At 62.7% G+C, this 17,059-nt stretch carries 14 protein-coding genes and 1 pseudogene; 7 read left to right on the top strand and 8 right to left on the bottom strand.

The window, feature by feature from the left end:
- Nucleotides 1-166: 166 nt before the first annotated feature.
- The 4 genes from LOY42_RS22835 to LOY42_RS22850 all read left to right on the top strand — a co-directional run bounded on the left by LOY42_RS22835 (nt 167) and on the right by LOY42_RS22850 (nt 3,618).
- Nucleotides 167-655, top strand: a complete 489-nt coding sequence (locus LOY42_RS22835; protein ID WP_023630569.1) for a DUF3015 domain-containing protein — start codon at nt 167-169, stop codon at nt 653-655.
- Nucleotides 656-732: 77 nt separating this feature from the next.
- Complete coding sequence (locus LOY42_RS22840) at nt 733-2,586, top strand: DUF4105 domain-containing protein (protein ID WP_139668534.1); 1,854 nt, start codon at nt 733-735, stop codon at nt 2,584-2,586.
- 115 nt (nt 2,587-2,701) lie between these two features.
- A complete protein-coding gene (locus LOY42_RS22845; RefSeq protein ID WP_102683867.1) occupies nt 2,702-3,055 on the top strand; it encodes a hypothetical protein in 354 nt (117 codons plus the stop codon).
- A gap of 68 nt (nt 3,056-3,123) precedes the next feature.
- Nucleotides 3,124-3,618, top strand: a complete 495-nt coding sequence (locus LOY42_RS22850; protein ID WP_198755549.1) for a GreA/GreB family elongation factor — start codon at nt 3,124-3,126, stop codon at nt 3,616-3,618.
- Nucleotides 3,619-3,674: 56 nt separating this feature from the next.
- Here LOY42_RS22850 and gdhA read toward each other — a convergent pair whose 3' ends face one another.
- From gdhA to LOY42_RS22865, 3 genes are all read right to left on the bottom strand, one after another.
- Entirely contained in the window at nt 3,675-5,015 is a 1,341-nt protein-coding gene (gene gdhA, locus LOY42_RS22855; RefSeq protein ID WP_139668531.1) for an NADP-specific glutamate dehydrogenase, read from the bottom strand.
- 290 nt (nt 5,016-5,305) lie between these two features.
- Nucleotides 5,306-6,973, bottom strand: coding sequence for an energy-dependent translational throttle protein EttA (gene ettA, locus LOY42_RS22860; RefSeq protein WP_038707327.1), 1,668 nt, complete (start codon nt 6,971-6,973; stop codon nt 5,306-5,308).
- A gap of 203 nt (nt 6,974-7,176) precedes the next feature.
- Complete coding sequence (locus tag LOY42_RS22865; RefSeq protein ID WP_139668529.1) at nt 7,177-7,569, bottom strand: hypothetical protein; 393 nt, start codon at nt 7,567-7,569, stop codon at nt 7,177-7,179.
- A 251-nt stretch (nt 7,570-7,820) separates the two neighbouring features.
- Between LOY42_RS22865 and LOY42_RS22870 the strand changes: the two genes are divergently transcribed.
- Both LOY42_RS22870 and glyA read left to right on the top strand, forming a co-directional pair.
- A complete protein-coding gene (locus tag LOY42_RS22870) occupies nt 7,821-11,651 on the top strand; it encodes a GGDEF and EAL domain-containing protein (protein ID WP_198755632.1) in 3,831 nt (1,276 codons plus the stop codon).
- A gap of 201 nt (nt 11,652-11,852) precedes the next feature.
- Nucleotides 11,853-13,106, top strand: a complete 1,254-nt coding sequence (gene glyA / locus LOY42_RS22875) for a serine hydroxymethyltransferase (protein ID WP_094010328.1) — start codon at nt 11,853-11,855, stop codon at nt 13,104-13,106.
- 60 nt (nt 13,107-13,166) lie between these two features.
- Here the strand turns inward: glyA and LOY42_RS22880 are convergent, their stop codons facing one another.
- The 3 genes and pseudogenes from LOY42_RS22880 to LOY42_RS22890 all read right to left on the bottom strand — a co-directional run.
- Nucleotides 13,167-13,466 carry a helix-turn-helix transcriptional regulator gene (locus LOY42_RS22880; RefSeq protein WP_094010329.1) on the bottom strand — a complete coding sequence of 100 codons (300 nt, stop codon included), beginning with the start codon at nt 13,464-13,466 and terminating at the stop codon, nt 13,167-13,169.
- Nucleotides 13,463-13,798 carry a type II toxin-antitoxin system RelE/ParE family toxin gene (locus LOY42_RS22885; RefSeq protein WP_371918150.1) on the bottom strand — a complete coding sequence of 112 codons (336 nt, stop codon included), beginning with the start codon at nt 13,796-13,798 and terminating at the stop codon, nt 13,463-13,465. Before LOY42_RS22885 ends, LOY42_RS22880 begins: the two co-directional genes overlap by 4 nt.
- 231 nt (nt 13,799-14,029) lie before the next feature.
- A pseudogene (locus tag LOY42_RS22890) lies at nt 14,030-14,224 on the bottom strand (GTP-binding protein); the annotation flags it as partial.
- 225 nt (nt 14,225-14,449) lie between these two features.
- Here LOY42_RS22890 and LOY42_RS22895 point away from each other — a divergent pair.
- Nucleotides 14,450-15,685, top strand: a complete 1,236-nt coding sequence (locus LOY42_RS22895; protein ID WP_258599411.1) for an MFS transporter — start codon at nt 14,450-14,452, stop codon at nt 15,683-15,685.
- Between the two features lie 120 nt (nt 15,686-15,805).
- On the opposite strand, the gene yjiA is transcribed toward LOY42_RS22895, so the two are convergent.
- Nucleotides 15,806-16,777: a GTPase gene (gene yjiA, locus LOY42_RS22900; RefSeq protein ID WP_258599413.1), complete on the bottom strand. Its 972-nt coding sequence runs from the start codon at nt 16,775-16,777 to the stop codon at nt 15,806-15,808.
- Between the two features lie 78 nt (nt 16,778-16,855).
- Nucleotides 16,856-17,053, bottom strand: coding sequence for a YbdD/YjiX family protein (locus LOY42_RS22905; protein WP_008094130.1), 198 nt, complete (start codon nt 17,051-17,053; stop codon nt 16,856-16,858).
- Nucleotides 17,054-17,059 lie beyond the last annotated feature (6 nt).

Below are 17,059 nucleotides of genomic sequence, written 5' to 3' on the forward strand. Positions count from 1 at the left end.
GCCCAAGCCAGGCAATCACGCAAGCAATTTTTCGCAATAAACAACGCAACCTTTGGATCGTGCCTAAACTCCAAGCTGCGCAGGGGGATGGAAATCCTCCCGCCCTGGCAACCGCGTTGCCAGAACCCTGACCATTGGTACGTCACTTGAGAAAGAGAACAACGCTATGAAACGGATTCTTCTGGGTACTCTGTTCGCCGCTGTCTCGATCAACGCCATGGCCGAAGCGCCAGGCGGCCCGAACTGCGGCTGGGGCAACCTGCTGTTCGAGGGCCAGCGCGGCACACCGGCCCACTTCCTGGCCTCCACCACCAACGGCACCTCCGGCAACGCAACCTTCGGCATGACCTCGGGCACCAACGGCTGCTCGACCAAGGCCGCACTCACCTATGGCGGCAAATCCTGGTTCGCCATGAACGGCATGATGAACGAGCTCTCCGAAGACATGGCCCAGGGCCAGGGCGAAGCCCTGACTACCTACGCCGTGGTCCTCGGTGTGGCGCCTGAAGACCGCGCGCATTTTGCCGCCGTCACCCACGAGCACTTCCAGCAGATCTTCAGCAGCGCCGACGTGACTGCCGAGACTGTCCACTCCAACACCCTGGCGGTGCTCAAGAGCGATCCGCAACTGGCCAAGTACGCCACCGAGGCCTGAGTACCACGCCTCCCGCCCCGGTACCGGGGCGGGTTTGGCGCTTCACCTTCGGCATCATCAGGATGTAGTTGCCCGACATGCTCAAACGCCTCGCTTCCCTGGCGCTGATTGTCAGCGCACCGCTTCATGCCACCCCACAGCTTGACCCGGCCCGCGTCCAGCAGTTGGCGGCCACGCCATACTGGATCGCCATCGGACACTACGAGACTGCCAAGCTTGGTGGTTGGCGCAGCTATGTGGACGACCCGCGCTTCTTTCTCGCCGAGGATGGCGCGCACCACCCGGATCAGGAGCTGCAGGCCACGGTCGCCGCGCTGTATGCCCCGGCCAGCCTGGGCGACAAGCACGCCCAGTGCGTGTTCCCCGCGCGGACCCGCTGGCTGCGCGAACAACTGGCCCTCACCGATCTGCCGAGCCCGGCCTGCCAGGAATTCGATACCTGGTACAAGTCGATCGACCCGCACAGCGCGGCGCTGATCTTCCCGGCGGCCTATCTCAACAGCCCGTCGTCGATGTTCGGCCATACGCTGCTGCGCATCGACCAGTCCAATACCCAGCGTGACGACACCACGCTGCTGAGCTACGCGATCAACTTCGGCGCCTACATCGAGGGCAGCGACAACAGCATCCTCTATGCCTGGAAAGGCCTGATGGGCGGCTATCCCGGGCTGTTCGCGATGATGCCCTACCAGGAAAAGCTGTCCGAGTACCGCAGCCTGGAAAACCGCGACCTGTGGGAGTACCAGCTGGACCTGACGCCCGAAGAGACCGGGCGCATGGTCGAGCATGTGTGGGAACTCAAGCAGATCAAGTTCGACTATTTCTTCTTCGACGAGAACTGCTCCTATCGTCTGCTGGAGCTGTTGCAGGTGGCACGCCCCAGCCTGGACCTGACCTCGCAGTTCCCGCTGACCGCCATCCCTACCGACACCGTGAAGGCGGTGAAACAGTCCGGGCTGGTGGCGGACGTGCGCTACCGCCCGTCCCGCGAGCGTGAACTGCTGGCCCGTGCCGAGCCGCTGGACCATGAAGAAAAGCAGCAGGTGCTGGCCATCAGCGCCGACACCGCGCAGTTGCAAAGCCCCTCTTTCACCGCCCTGCCCCGCGACCGCCAGGCGCTGGTGCAGGATGCCGCCTATCGCCTGGAACGCTACCGCGCCAATGGCCAGGAACGTGATCCGGCCCAGGCCGGCCGCAGCTATGAACTGCTCAGGGCGATCAACCGCAACCCGCCGCCGCCATTGCAGATCGAGCGGCCCGGCCTGCCGGAGGACGGCCACCAGTCGCGCACCTGGCAACTGGGGGTGGGGACCCGCGAGGACCGCGCCTACGCCGAGTATGGCCTGCGCATGGCGTACCACGACCTCAACGACAACATGGACAGTTTCCCCCTCGGCGCGCAGATCGAGATCCTGCAACTCAAGCTGCGCCAATACGAGGGCAACGACTGGCAGGTACAACGCCTGGACCTGGCCACCATCCGCTCGCTGACACCGCGCAACGAACTGCTCAAGCCCTGGTCGTGGCAGGTCGCCGGTGGCCTGGAACGCGTGCCGGGCAAGCATGACGACGAGGTGCTGGTCAGCCATGTCAACGGCGGCGCCGGCGGCACCTGGCAACTGGGTGACGACCTGCTGGGCTTCGCCTTGGGCACGGTGCGGGTCGAGCATCACAACGACTTCGCCGAATTCATCTCGCCCGCCGCCGGGTTCAATAGCGGACTGTTGTGGCGCAACCCGCTGGGCAACCTGACGCTTGAGGCAAAGGGTGATTTTTTCACCAACGGCGAAGTGCGGCGCAGCGTGAGCCTGAACCAGCAGTGGGAGATCAGCCGCGACCTGGGCTTGCGGTTGAGTGCCTCGCGACAGTTCAGCCACCTGGCCACGGCGCAGAACGAGGTGATGCTGGAGTTGAAGTGGTATCAGTACTGAGCACCTGGGCCGCTTTGCGGTCCCAGTCCCGGTGCAATCCTTCGACAGCGTTTTGACATCGTGCCAACAATTCCCGACCTAGACTTTGCGGTATCAATCCGAGGGTCCTGTGGTCATGTCGCGGTACTGGTTAGGCTTGTGCTTCTTGCTGCTGGCGGGTTGCGAAACCACCCATGAACAGATGGTCAACCAGGGCTACCCGCCCGCCTACGCCGACGGCTTTCAGGACGGTTGCAGCAGCGGTCGCCAGGCCGCCGGGCTGATGGCCGGGGACTTTCGCAAGGATGTCCCCCGCTACCTGCACAACCGCCAGTACGAAAGCGGCTGGGACGACGGCTTTCGCCAGTGCCACGCCATGCAGTCCAACGAAGACCTGCGCGAGTATCGCGAACGCTATTGGGACGAGCGTGACCGCGACTGGCAGCAAGAGAAGGATCAAGGCGCCGCACGCGCCTATCGCCGCAATTGACGTCGCAAACGGACAACTATTGAAACCCGCAGCCTGCCACCATGGTCTCCAGCACAAGGAGGCCAACCATGAGCCGAGCATTCGTCAATGAAGACCAGGCCGCCGCCCAGGCCAGCCAGCCGGTCGAGCGCCTGGTCAGCGATCAGCCCAACTACGTCACCGCCAACGGCCTGGCACAGTTGCAGCAGCGAGTGGCCGTGCTCAATGCATTGCGCGCCGAGCTGCAGGCCGAGGGCGATGCCGACAAGCAGCGGCTGGCCGATACCGAGCGCGACCTGCGCTATTTCACCGCCCGGGTACAGAGCGCGCAGGTGGTACCTGCTGCAACGTCCACGGAGAAGGTGCAGATCGGCAGCCTGGTGCGGTTCATCGATGAGCATGACCAGGAGCATCAGGTGCAACTGGTGGGCGAGGATCAGGCCGATGCCGCCCAAGGGTTGGTCAACTGGGGCTCGCCGCTGGGGCGGGCGCTTCTGGGGGCCGGGCCAGGCGATGAAGTGTTGTGGCGAAGGCCGGCGGGGGACCAGATGATCGAAGTGCTGGCCATTCTGGGTGAGTGCTGAAATCACCGGGGCCGCTTCGCGCCCCTTTCGGCGCGAAGCGGCCCCAAGTTCTCGAATCAGACCACGCCCTGGGCCAGCATCGCGTCAGCTACCTTGACGAAGCCGGCGATGTTGGCGCCCTTGACGTAGTTGATGCTGCCATCGGCCTCTTCGCCATAGTGCACGCACGCATGGTGGATCGACTGCATGATGTGGTGCAGCTTGCTGTCCACCTCCCCGGCCGTCCACAGCAGGCGCATGGCGTTCTGCGACATCTCCAGGCCAGACACGGCCACGCCGCCGGCATTGGACGCCTTGCCCGGCGCGTACAGGATGCCGGCTTCGATGAAGATATCCACAGCCTCCAGGGTGGTCGGCATGTTGGCCCCTTCGGCCACGCAGATGCAGCCATTGCGCAACAGGGTACGTGCGTCTTCGGCGCCCAGTTCGTTCTGCGTCGCACACGGCAGCGCGATATCGCACGCCAGGTTCCAGGGCGCCTGGCCTTTGCGGAACTCCAGGCCGAACTGCTCGGCCAGCTCGCTGATGCGGCCGCGCTTGACGTTCTTCAGCTCCATCACGGCCTCCCACTGGGCGTCGGTCAGGCCGGCTTCGGCGTACAGCGTGCCTTCGGAATCGGACAGCGAGATCACCTTGCCGCCCAGGTCCATGACCTTGCGCGCCGCGTACTGGGCGACGTTACCGGAACCTGAGATCGCCACGCGGCGACCGTCGATGCGCTGGTCGCGGCGCTTGAGCATCTCTTCGGCGAAGTACACGCAGCCGTAGCCGGTGGCCTCCGGGCGGATCAGGCTGCCGCCATAGGTCATGCCCTTGCCGGTCAGCACCGAAGTGAACTGGTTGGCCAGGCGCTTGTACTGGCCGAACAGGAAGCCGATCTCGCGGGCACCGACGCCGATGTCACCCGCCGGCACATCCAGATCGGCGCCAATGTGGCGGTACAGCTCGCTCATGAACGCCTGACAGAAGCGCATCACTTCGGCGTCGCTCTTGCCCTTCGGGTCGAAGTCCGAGCCGCCTTTGCCGCCCCCCATGGGCAGCGAGGTCAGCGAGTTCTTGAACACCTGCTCGAAGGCCAGGAACTTGAGCACGCCCAGGTTGACCGACGGGTGGAAGCGCAGGCCGCCCTTGTATGGGCCGATGGCGCTGCTCATCTGGATGCGGTAGCCGCGGTTGACCTGGACCTTGCCCTGGTCGTCGACCCACGACACACGAAACAGCACGGCGCGCTCGGGTTCGACCATGCGTTCGAGAATGCCTGCCTGCAGGTAGTGAGGGTTGGCTTCGAGGAAAGGCCACAGGCTGCGCAGCACCTCCTCAACGGCCTGGTGGAATTCGGGCTGGGCCGGGTCGCGTTGTTGCAGTCGGGCCAGGAAATCGTCGACAGATTCGATCATGGTAGACATCTCACCAAGAGAGGGATTGTTTTTGGTTTTTTCGGGAATGTACCAAGAACCAATCGCACTGGAACAGGGCGCAATGTCGTTTTTATGAAATTAATTGGTGCGTTTTCTATAACTGTATACAAGTTTTCCGCTGTACTCGTGAAAGCGCACTTGCTCCCTGCTTTCCTGTAACGCAGCAACCGCGGGGCAAGCCCGCTCCCACGCCAGCCATCCCAGTGCCTGTACGCCGGGCACAAAAATGGGGCCCCTGAGGGCCCCATCGTTGTGCAGCGAAAACCGGCTTACTGGGCCAGTTTCTTGTGACGCACACGGTGCGGCTGGGCAGCAGCATCGCCCAGGCGCTTCTTGCGATCGGCTTCGTACTCGGTGTAGTTGCCTTCGAAGAACACCACGCTGGAGTCGTCTTCGTACGCCAGGATGTGAGTGGCCACACGGTCCAGGAACCAACGGTCGTGGGAAATCACGATGGCGGCGCCCGGGAAGTCCAGCAGGGCTTCCTCCAGCGAACGCAGGGTTTCGACGTCAAGGTCGTTGGACGGTTCGTCGAGCAGCAGGACGTTGCCGCCCTCCTTCAAGGTCAGGGCCAGGTGCAGGCGGCCACGCTCACCACCGGAGAGGTCCTTGACGAACTTCTGCTGGTCGCCGCCCTTGAAGTTGAAGCGGCCGACGTAGGTGCGAGACGGGATCTCGTAGCTGCCGATGCGGATCTGGTCGGAGCCGTCGGAGATCTGCTGGAACACGGTCTTGCTGCCGTCCAGGTCCTCGCGGCTCTGGTCGACGCAGGCCAGCTGCACGGTTTCACCGATCTCGATGCTGCCCGAGTCCGGCTGCTCCTTGCCCATCAGCATGCGGAACAGGGTCGATTTACCGGCACCGTTACCACCGATCACGCCAACGATGGCGCCCTTGGGCATGGCGAACGACAGGTTGTCGATCAGCACGCGATCACCGTAGCCCTTGGTGACGTTCTTGAACTCGATGACCTTGTCGCCCAGGCGCGGACCTGCCGGGATGTAGATCTCGTTGGTCTCGCTGCGCTTCTGGAATTCCTGCGACTGCATCTCTTCGAAGCGCTGCAGACGGGCCTTTGACTTGGACTGACGGGCCTTGGCGCCTTTGCGCACCCACTCCAGTTCCTCTTTCATGGCCTTCTCGTGGGCGCTCTGCTGCTTGGATTCCTGCGCCAGACGGTCCGACTTGGCTTCCAGCCAGCCCGAATAGTTGCCTTCGTACGGGATGCCGGCGCCGCGGTCCAGCTCGAGGATCCAGCCGGCGACGTTGTCGAGGAAGTAACGGTCGTGGGTGATCGCCACCACGGTGCCGGGGAAGTCGTGCAGGAAGCGCTCCAGCCAGGCTACCGAGTCGGCATCCAGGTGGTTGGTCGGTTCGTCCAGCAGCAGCATGTCGGGGGCCGACAATAGCAGGCGGCACAGGGCCACGCGGCGCTTCTCGCCACCGGACAGGTGCTCGATCTTCGCCTCCCAGGCTGGCAGGCGCAGGGCATCGGCGGCGACGTCCAGCTGGCGCTCGAGGTTGTGGCCGTCGGCGGCCTGCAGGATGGCCTCGAGCTTGGCCTGTTCGGCGGCCAGCTTGTCGAAGTCGGCATCCGGGTCGGCGTAGGCGGCGTAGACCTCATCCAGGCGAGCCTGGGCGTCCTTGATCACGCTGACCGCTTCCTCGACCACTTCACGCACGGTCTTGCTCGGGTCCAGCTGCGGCTCCTGGGGCAGGTAGCCGACGTTGATGTCGGGCATCGGACGGGCTTCGCCGTCGAATTCCTTGTCGACGCCCGCCATGATCCGCAGCAGGGTCGATTTACCCGCGCCGTTCAGGCCCAGCACGCCGATCTTGGCGCCCGGGAAGAACGACAGGGAAATGTTCTTGAGAATTTCCCGCTTCGGCGGCACGACCTTGCTCAGCCGATGCATGGTGTAGACGTATTGAGCCAAAACCAAGCCCTCTATCAGATAGGTAAAGACACGCGCCCCGGTATTGGCCAGGGGATGTGATTACGGGGTCATTGAACAAAGTGGGCCATTCTACGCCAAGTCGCGGCATTGCACAGATGAGGTAGATGGCGGGACCGCTCGGCGGCCTTCGCGGGGCAAGCCCGCGCCCACGCCGGCACGGGTGGGGCGGGCTTGGCGCGGGCTCAGACGTGTGACTGCCTGGCCTTGCCACGTGGCAGGCGGCAACGGTCCGATTGCCCGGCCAGGCGCGCGGCCCAGGCGGACTTGACGCTGAAGCCGCCACTGCGGGCAGGTTTGCCAGCCGGCTTGCTCACGGCCTTGGCAGGCGCGGCAGTGGGCTTGGCGGTGGGTTGAGCGGCAACCTGTGCGACCGGCTCGGCGGCAGCCTTGGCCGATTTGCGCAACTCGGCCAGCGACGGCGTCTTGTTGGCACTGGCGGCAGCCGCGTCCGGCTTGGCCAGCGAGCGCTGGCAGGTCTTGCAGGATACGTCCTCGGCCACGGCAGTGCTGACCAGCGTCTCACTGCTACGCCCGCAGGCGGAATCGAGGCCATTGGTGGAATAGTGGGTAACCAAAACCGTACATCTCCGATGCGTTGACTATGAAGCGGGCGGCATTCTCGCACAGGTTGCAGGGACTTGCCGAACCGGCATGACCAACTGCCGCCCGGCATCGGACATGCGGACTGGCACTTTGCCATATTTGAAGGCATGCTAGTCGGCTTCCCGCATGCGTCTTATAGTGCGCCCAGCAACCACGGCACGGGCCGTGCATGCCGCGAGAACGCAACCCCTGCCATCGTCAGCCCAATCGCAGGACCCAACGCTTGACCAATCTCACGCAACCGTCATCCCTGCGTCCTGCCGATTCCACGGCCGGCACACACCTGCGTGGCTCGCTCAAGGGGGCTTTGGCCCTGCTCGCCCTGGTTCTGCTGGGTCTGCTGCTATGGCAACTGTTCGCCCAGTTCCGCCATACCCAGGACGACCTGCGCCAGCAAAGCCTGGCCACCAGCGCCGAACTGGCCGACCACCTGAGCCTGAACATGGCGCTGAAGGCCCAGCAATCGTTGAACCTGGTCCAGCCCTACGTCAAACCTCCGGCGCCTGCCGCCCTGCCAAGCCTGCTCGCCACCTTGCAGGCCCGCCTGCCGGCCCTGCGCGACCTGGCCTGGCTTGACGCCACCGGGCAGGTGCGCAGTGACACCCTCGCTGGCTCACCCGACCGTCAGCTGATTGACGACCTGCTGCAACTGAACCAGGGCCGTGCATTTTTCTATGGCAACGATGCCGACAATCAGCGGGTCTACCTGCTGCTGCGCCAGCCGACCGAGCAAGACCGCGGCTACTGGTTGCTGCGCCTGAGCCCCGACTACTACCAGGAGCTGACCCGTCATCTTGACGGCCCCACCCATCCCTTGTGGCTGCTGGAAAACAGCCGCAGCGGCGCGGTCATCGAGCGCCATGGGGACCGGCAGACCAGCGAAGAGCCTCTGCAAAGCGTGATGCTTGCCTTCATCGACAACAGCACCTGGCAACTGCGTGGCCTGTTCGATGCCGGCCTGGCCCGCGACAGGCTGCTGCCGGCGCTGCTCGGCAAATGCGTGCTGGTGCTGTTCTGCGCACTGCTGCCGGTGCTGGCGCTGATCAACATGCGCCGCCGCCAACGCGCCTTGCAGGAAGACCGCCGGCGTTACCAGGAAATTTTCGAGGGCACCGGCGTGGCCCTGTGCGTGCTCGATCTTTCGAGCCTGCCGGGGCAGCTCGACCGCTACCACCTGCGCAACCGCGCCGCGCTCAAGCAGAGCCTGGCCCTGGACACCAAGCTGCGCCGCTCGCTGCTCACGGAGCTGAAGATCACCGAGATCAACCAGGTGGCCCGCCAACTGCTCAACGTCGACTGCCACGAAGGCGCCTGGCAGCGCCTGATCGATGGCAGTGGCGACGGCCGCGACAGTGTCGGCATGCAGTTGATCGACGCGTTGATCGAAGAGCGCCCGCAGCTCGAGCTGGAGGTGCGCCTGCCGGCCCCGCTGGGCGGCGAACTGCACTTGTGGCTGATGGCCCGCCTGCCACAGCAGCGTCGCGACTACCAGGCAGTGATCCTGAGTATCAGCGACATCACCAGCCGCAAGCAGGTGGAGCTGTCGCTGCTCGAACGCGAGGGCTTCTGGTCGGACGTGGTACGCACCGTGCCCGACCAACTCTACGTGCAGGACGTTGACAGCCAGCGGATGATCTTCAGCAACCGCCACCTTGGCCAGACCCTGGGTTACGACCGCGCGGAACTGGCGCAGATGGGCGACCGCTTCTGGGAGATGCTCCTGCATCCCGGCGACGCCGAGCACTACCGCGACCTGCGCCAGCAGCAGCGTGACACCGGCTACGGCCAGTCACTGCACTGCCAGCTGCGCTTCCGCCACCGCGATGGCGGCTGGCGTTGCTACGACATCCGCGAGCAGGTGCTGACCCGCGACAGTGAAGGCCTGGTCACGCGCATCATCGGCGTGGGCAAGGATGTCACCGTGCAGATCGAGGCCAGCGAGTCCCTGCGCGACAGCGAACAGCGCTACCGCATGCTCGCCGAGAGCATCAGCGACGTGATCTTCTCCACCGACAGCCAGCTGCAGCTCAACTATGTCAGCCCTTCGGTGCAGGCGGTGCTTGGCTACCAGGCCGACTGGATCTTCGCCAACGGCTGGCAGTCGATCATTGCCAACCCGGCCCAGCTCAGCGGTGTCTACAACCTGCTCGAGCGCGTCAGCCAGGTGCTGGACGACAGCACGCAATTGGCCCAGTTACGCAGCACCCTGCCCACGCAGTTGTTCCTGTTCGACTGCCTGCGCGCCGACGGCCGCAAGATCCCCATCGAGCTGCGCCTGGTGCTGGTGTGGGACGAACACGAGCGCTTCGAGGGGGTGCTCGGCGTGGGCCGCGACATCAGCCAGCAACGCCGGGCCGAAAAAGACCTGCGCATGGCCGCGACCGTGTTCGAGCACTCCACCTCGGCGATCCTCATCACCGACCCGGCCGGCTATATCGTCCAGGCTAACGAAGCGTTCACCCGCGTCAGCGGCTATGCCGTGGCCGAGGTGCTCGACCAGCTCCCCGGCATGCTCACCGTCGAGCAGCAACAGAACGCCCAGCAAGGCTACGTGCTCAAGCAACTGAGCCAGCGCGGCAGCTGGGAAGGTGAGGTCTGGCTGAAGCGGCGCAACGGCGAGCACTATCCGGCGTGGGTAGGCATCACTGCGGTGCTCGACGATGAAGGCGACCTGGCCAGCTATGTGTGCTTCTTCACCGACATCAGCGAACGCAAGGCCAGCGAGCAGCGCATCCACCGTCTGGCCTACTACGACGCCCTCACCCACCTGCCCAACCGCACGTTGTTCCAGGACCGCCTGTACACGGCCCTGCAACAGGCCGAGCGGCAGAAGGCCTGGGTAGTGCTGATGTTCCTCGACCTCGACCGCTTCAAGCCGATCAACGACTCCCTTGGCCATGCGGCGGGCGATCGCATGCTCAAGGACATGGCCGAGCGCCTGCTGGCCTGCGTCGACGACGACGACACCGTGGCGCGCATGGGCGGCGACGAATTCACCCTGCTGCTGCAGCCCAAGGCCAGCCGCGAGCAGGCGCTCAACCGCGCCATCCATGTCGCCGAGCACATCCTCGACGGGCTGGTCACTCCCTTCGTCCTGGAAAACCGCGAATTCTTCGTCACCGCCAGTATCGGCATCGCCCTGAGCCCCCAGGATGGCAGCGAGCTCAGCCAGCTGATGAAGAACGCCGACACGGCCATGTACCACGCCAAGGAGCGCGGCAAGAACAACTTCCAGTTCTACCAGGCGGACATGAACGCCAGCGCCCTGGAGCGCCTGGAGCTGGAGAGCGACCTGCGCCATGCCCTGGAGCAGAACGAGTTCATCCTCTATTACCAGCCGCAGTTCAGCGGCGACGGCAAACGCCTGACCGGTGCCGAGGCGCTGCTGCGCTGGCGTCACCCAACCCGCGGCCTGGTGCCGCCGGGCGACTTCATCCCGGTGATCGAGGAACTGGGCCTGGTGGTCGACGTCGGTGACTGGGTGCTGCGCGAGGCCTCCCGCCAGCTCAAGGCCTGGCACCAGCAGAAAGTGCGGGTACCCAAGGTGTCGGTGAACATTTCCGCCCGGCAGTTCTCCGACGGCCAGCTGGGCACCCGCATCGCCACCATCCTCGATGAAACCGGGCTGCCGCCGGCGTGCCTGGAGCTGGAACTGACCGAAAGCATCCTGATGCGCGAGGTCAACGAGGCCATGCAGATCCTCGACAGCCTGAAGAACCTGGGCCTGAGCATCGCGGTCGACGACTTCGGCACCGGCTACTCGTCGCTCAACTACCTCAAGCAGTTCCCCATCGACGTACTGAAGATCGACCGTACCTTCGTCGATGGCCTGCCCGAAGGCGAGCAGGACGCGCAGATCGCCCGGGCGATCATTGCCATGGCCCACAGCCTCAATCTCGCGGTAATCGCCGAAGGGGTTGAGACCCACGAGCAGCTGGAGTTTCTGCGCGAGCACGGTTGCGACGAGGTGCAGGGCTACCTGTTCGGCCGGCCGATGCCGGCCAACCAGTTCGAGGCACAGTTCAGCAACGAGACGTTGTTCATGTTCCAGTAGTCGCTGCGCGGGCCCTTCGCCCCCACGCAGACCTCTTAAGAGCCTGGAAAAAACCGGACCTAGAAGTCAACTCCAGCCCAGTCGCCACGCGGCCTGCAACATGAAGCCCATTGGTCCGCGACTTGATGCCACTTCATATGCCAGCGGCGAATCAATCGGTTAGAATGCTCCCCCAATTCTGCCCGATCCTTGAGGACCGCCATGTTCAGCCGTGATTTGACCATTGCCAAGTACGACGCCGAGCTCTTCGAAGCCATGCAGCAAGAAGCCCTGCGCCAGGAAGAGCATATCGAGCTGATCGCTTCGGAAAACTACACCAGCCCGGCGGTCATGGAGGCCCAGGGTTCGGTTCTGACCAACAAGTACGCCGAAGGCTACCCAGGCAAGCGCTACTACGGTGGTTGCGAGTACGTCGACGTCGTCGAGCAGCTGGCCATCGACCGCGCCAAGGAGCTGTTCGGCGCCGACTACGCCAACGTCCAGCCGCACGCCGGTTCCCAGGCCAATGCCGCCGTCTACCTGGCCCTGCTGTCGGCCGGTGACACCATCCTGGGCATGAGCCTGGCCCACGGCGGCCACCTGACCCACGGTGCCAGCGTTTCCTCCTCGGGCAAGCTGTACAACGCCATCCAGTACGGCATCGACGCCAACGGCCTGATCGACTACGACGAAGTCGAGCGCCTGGCTGTCGAGCACAAGCCGAAGATGATCGTTGCCGGCTTCTCCGCCTACTCGCAAGTGCTGGATTTCCCACGCTTCCGCGAAATCGCCGACAAGGTCGGCGCCTACCTGTTCGTCGACATGGCCCACGTGGCCGGCCTGGTCGCCGCTGGCGTATACCCGAACCCTGTGCCGTTCGCCGACGTGGTCACCACCACCACCCACAAGACCCTGCGCGGTCCACGTGGCGGCCTGATCCTGGCCCGTGCCAACGCCGACATCGAGAAGAAGCTGAACTCCGCCGTCTTCCCGGGCGCCCAAGGCGGCCCGCTGGAGCACGTAATCGCCGCCAAGGCGATCTGCTTCAAGGAAGCCCTGCAGCCTGAGTTCAAGGCCTACCAGCAGCAGGTCGTGAAAAACGCCCAGGCCATGGCCAGCGTGTTCATCGAGCGTGGCTTCGACGTCGTCTCCGGCGGCACCGAGAACCACCTGTTCCTGCTGTCGCTGATCAAGCAGGAAATCTCCGGTAAGGACGCCGACGCCGCCCTGGGCAAGGCCTTCATCACCGTCAACAAGAACTCGGTGCCGAACGACCCACGTTCGCCGTTCGTCACTTCGGGCCTGCGTTTCGGCACCCCAGCCGTCACCACCCGTGGCTTCAAGGAAGCCGAGTGCCGCGAACTGGCCGGCTGGATCTGCGACATCCTGGCCGACCTGAACAACGAAGCGGTGATCGACGCCGTGCGTGAAAAGGTCAAGGCCATCTGCAAGAAGCTGCCGGTGTACGGCAACTGATTGGCAGACGCCTGAAATGAAGAAGCCCGGCCTTGTGCCGGGCTTTTTCATGTTTGTGCTTCATCGGGCTGGTGCGACATCCGGCACGAGACGTATTTCCACGCGCTGCCCCAAGGCCCTGGCTGCGCTGGCCAGTGTTGCCAAGGTCATGCCAGCGTCAGTCTGATCCAAGGCTCGATCGACCGCCGCCCGGCTGGTGTGCATACGCTCGGCCAAGGCCTTCTTGCTGATCTTTTGCTGCTTCATCGCCTGCGTCAGTTGCCAGGCGATCACCCGTTTCAGCGCAGCCGCCGTGACCTCTTCGAGGATGCCCTCTTCGGCGAGAAAATCATCGAAGTTCGAACCGATATGCGGGTTCATGTAGTTGACCTCCGTAAGCTGGCCTTGCGTTGCCTGGCCAGAGCCAGATCTGCTGAAGGCGTTTTCTGGCTTTTCTTGATGAATCCATGGAGCATGAACATCACGCCATCCATGATCGTGAACAGTACACGGGCAACGACATGCCCCATGTCGATACGGATTTCCCAAAGCCCGTGCTCCAGCTTTCTGACCAAGGGCATGCCAAGTGGCCATCCCAACTGAACGGTCTTGATTTCCATGCCAATCAGATAGCGTTCTTCACGTGCCAAGCCCTTTAGCCACTCCCTCACGGGCTCATTACCCGACGCACTACGGAAGAACTGCACCTTTATTTTTAGATCCGACGCGGCCAAGTGTACCAAAAAAAGTACCTCCTGCAAGCGGCCACCTCGACTGGCCTGATCGCTGAAACGAGGCCAAAAAAATGCCGCCTTACGGCGGCATCGAACAGTCGGCTGTATCTCAATCAGGCGTGGCTCAAAGCTTCGAAACCAGACCGAATCCTTTCTTCCGGCCGCTCATCGGCATTGAACACCATCACGCTTTCCCGCAGCTCACCTTCCTTCCACTAGGTGTCCCAGTCGAGCCGGCTCGACTAGATCGGTCTTGCTTAGCAGCAGGCGGTCGGCGAAGTCGACCTGGACTTGGGCAATGCCCAGGGTTCAGGTGCAGCTCGGCACGGGCGGCGTCGACCAAGCTGATATGCCATCGAGGATCTAGCGCTCGCGCAGCTCTTCGTCGATGAAGAAGGTCTGCGCCTACAAACCTTGAACGTAAGTGTTTAACCCTCCGCGATACACCAAGGTATCTCTGACATTCTCCTCGGAAAACTACCTCGACCAAAACACCCGACTTCGGACATACCTAAGTTTCCCTCCAATGCACACTGCTTGCTCCAAACCATTACGGGAAGTGTTTGACATGGCAGTCGCTCGAAATCGATACACCAATTACAGGAGCATGATTCAGCGGTCCGAGACGGATTGGCAGACATCGTATGCCAAGCATCTTTCCGGCTTACAGGTTCAGGTTACTGCCAGGAATCCACTTCAATTACTAAATACTCAACCATGACCAAACGGCGAATTCTCTACTTCAGTTGCTTAGCCGTACTGTTGTGCCAGTCAGGTATAACCTTCTACCTACCCATGCTCCCAACTATTGCTGATGACCTGAATGCAACAGATGAATTCGCCGCACTCAGCCTGAGCCTGTTTCTTGTGGGAATGGGGACATGCGTAATGCTGTGGGGTCGGTTGGGAGCCACTCTCGGTTCAAGCCGTATGCTGACCTGGACGCTACTCCTCTACGGCTGCTGCACATTACTGCTCGCAGTATCACCAGGTGACTGGGCATTCCTTGTCCTACGCCTGCTTCAGGGAGCGTTGGCGGGCGGTATATCAGTTGCAGCTCGCGCGTTAATGGTCGAGCAGTATGATGGCAAGGATCTGACACGAGCCTACAGCAGCCTTTCACTTTGCTTCGTACTCTCCCTCGGAGCCTCCCAGTTTATCGGGGCTATGATTGCCACACTCACGAACTGGCGGGTGGCCATGCTTGTCGTCGCGATACCTTGCGTACTAATGGCCACAGTGAAGGGGCTGAATGTAACGGCTCACCACAGGGGGCTTCCGTATCGAGCAGGTGAGAGCACCAGCCTCCATAAGCTCATTGTGCAACCGCGCTTCATTCTACCTGTGCTGGCTGGAGGCTTGGGGTACTCCATCATCGTCGTATTTAGCAGTACAGCGCCCTTGCTTCTTCAGCAGTCTTTCAATTGGTCGATGTGGGAATATGGTCTGTTGGGATGGCCAATCAGCATTGCCTATCTGCTCGGCACCCGTCTGGCCAGTAACCTTGCAACCGGTGATAATGAAATACGGATGCTTCGATATTCGAGTGCCTTGCTGTTATTTGGTGCACTCATCATGCTTATTGCATCATCACTGTTGAAGGGTGCGGCGTACGCGATCTGGCTTCCTTATTGCCTGATGCTTGTAGCTCAGGGAATTGCATACCCAGTGAGCCTGTCATTGGCTAGCAGGCAGTCAACGGGAGCTGCGTCCCCCGCCATGGCACTTATTGCTCTTGTTCATCAACTGCTGGCGGCTTTGGCGAACTTGATATCCAGCACCTTGGACACCAGTGCCGTTATGCTGGTTATGTTATGCGTTGGATTGGCATCACTCGCCTGGTTGGCGACTCGCGCCAGCCCCTGAACGCCATCGTTTCTTGCAGGCTGAATATTCTTGATAAATTGCATCAATAGCCAAATTAGGCACTGCTTGAAAAAAATGCCGCCATCAGGCGGCATGAGCAAATCAGATACTTCTGCCCCTTTAACTCAAGGCCTCAAACCCTGCCCGAATCTTTTCCTCCGGCAGTTCATCGCCGATGAACACCATGACACTTTCCCGCAGCTCGCCTTCCTTCCACTCGGCGTCCCAGTCGAAGCCGTACAGCTTCAGCACTCCCTGGAACACCAAACGGCGATCTTCACCCGCGATATTCAACACGCCCTTGTAGCGCAACAGCTGTTTGCCGTGCTCCTCCAGCAGCTCGTTCATGAAGTCGCTGAGCCGATCGATATCCAACGGCGTTTCGGTGCGCAGCACCAGCGTCGAAATGCGATCCGGGGTGGCGGGTTTGAGGACCGGGCGCAAGCTGGGCCCGGGGCTGATGCCCAGGTCCGGGTTGAGGTTGAACCCCCGCACATCGAGCAGCTCGGCCAAGTCGATACGCCCATGCTCGACCACGCGGATCGCCGCCCGGCCATTGATGCGCGCCAGGCGCTCGCGCAGGGCATCGACCACCTGCGGCTCGACCAGATCGGTCTTGCTCAGCAGCAGGCGGTCGGCAAAGCCGACCTGGGCCTGGGCGATGGCCTGGGTCAGGTGCAGTTCGGCGTGGGCGGTGTCGACCAGGGTGATGATGCCATCGAGGATATAGCGCTCGCGCAGCTCTTCGTCGATGAAGAAGGTCTGTGCCACGGGTGCAGGGTCGGCGAGACCCGTGCACTCGATCACCAGGCGATCGAAGGCGATCTCGCCGGCGTCCAGGCGTTCGAGCAGCAGGTACAGGGCACGGGTCAGGTCGCCATGGATGCTGCAGCACACACAGCCGTTGGCCAGGGTCATCACCTGCACCGGTTCATCGCCCAGCAGTTGGCTGTCGATGCCTGCCTCGCTGAACTCGTTCTCGATCACGGCGAGCCTCAGGCCGTGCTCGGCCTTGAGCATATGTTTGAGCAGGGTGGTCTTGCCGGCGCCGAGAAAGCCGGTCAGCACGGTAACGGGAATCGGCGTTTGCACGCGGTTGTCTCCTGCAGCTGAAAATGAAAGTGGGAGCCCGGTTGCCCGGGCTCCCACTGGTTCATGCGTGTCGCGGGTTCAACAGCACTTGGGCCCGGACTTGCCACCATAACGCGCTTCCTGGCGCTCGCGGAAGAACGCCTCGTAGCTCATCACCGGCTTGTCCGGGTGCTTGGTCTGCATGTGCTCGACATAGTTGTCGTAATCGGGCATGCCGACCATCAGGCGGGCGGCCTGCCCCAGATACTTGCCCAGTCGACCCAGGTCGTTGAACATCGCGGC

Origin of the sequence: Pseudomonas sp. B21-023, from assembly GCF_024749165.1 — a bacterium.
In the GTDB taxonomy this organism is placed as follows: Bacteria; Pseudomonadota; Gammaproteobacteria; order Pseudomonadales; family Pseudomonadaceae; genus Aquipseudomonas.

Bases quoted from the DNA above. Each gene is read 5' to 3' on its own strand.
- LOY42_RS22835 (WP_023630569.1), top strand. From the start codon at position 167: ATGAAACGGATTCTTCTGGGTACTCTGTTCGCCGCTGTCTCGATCAAC.
- LOY42_RS22840 (WP_139668534.1), top strand. From the start codon at position 733: ATGCTCAAACGCCTCGCTTCCCTGGCGCTGATTGTCAGCGCACCGCTT.
- LOY42_RS22845 (WP_102683867.1), top strand. From the start codon at position 2,702: ATGTCGCGGTACTGGTTAGGCTTGTGCTTCTTGCTGCTGGCGGGTTGC.
- LOY42_RS22850 (WP_198755549.1), top strand. From the start codon at position 3,124: ATGAGCCGAGCATTCGTCAATGAAGACCAGGCCGCCGCCCAGGCCAGC.
- gdhA (WP_139668531.1), bottom strand. From the start codon at position 5,015: ATGATCGAATCTGTCGACGATTTCCTGGCCCGACTGCAACAACGCGAC.
- glyA (WP_094010328.1), top strand. From the start codon at position 11,853: ATGTTCAGCCGTGATTTGACCATTGCCAAGTACGACGCCGAGCTCTTC.
- LOY42_RS22880 (WP_094010329.1), bottom strand. From the start codon at position 13,466: ATGAACCCGCATATCGGTTCGAACTTCGATGATTTTCTCGCCGAAGAG.
- LOY42_RS22905 (WP_008094130.1), bottom strand. From the start codon at position 17,053: ATGTTCAACGACCTGGGTCGACTGGGCAAGTATCTGGGGCAGGCCGCC.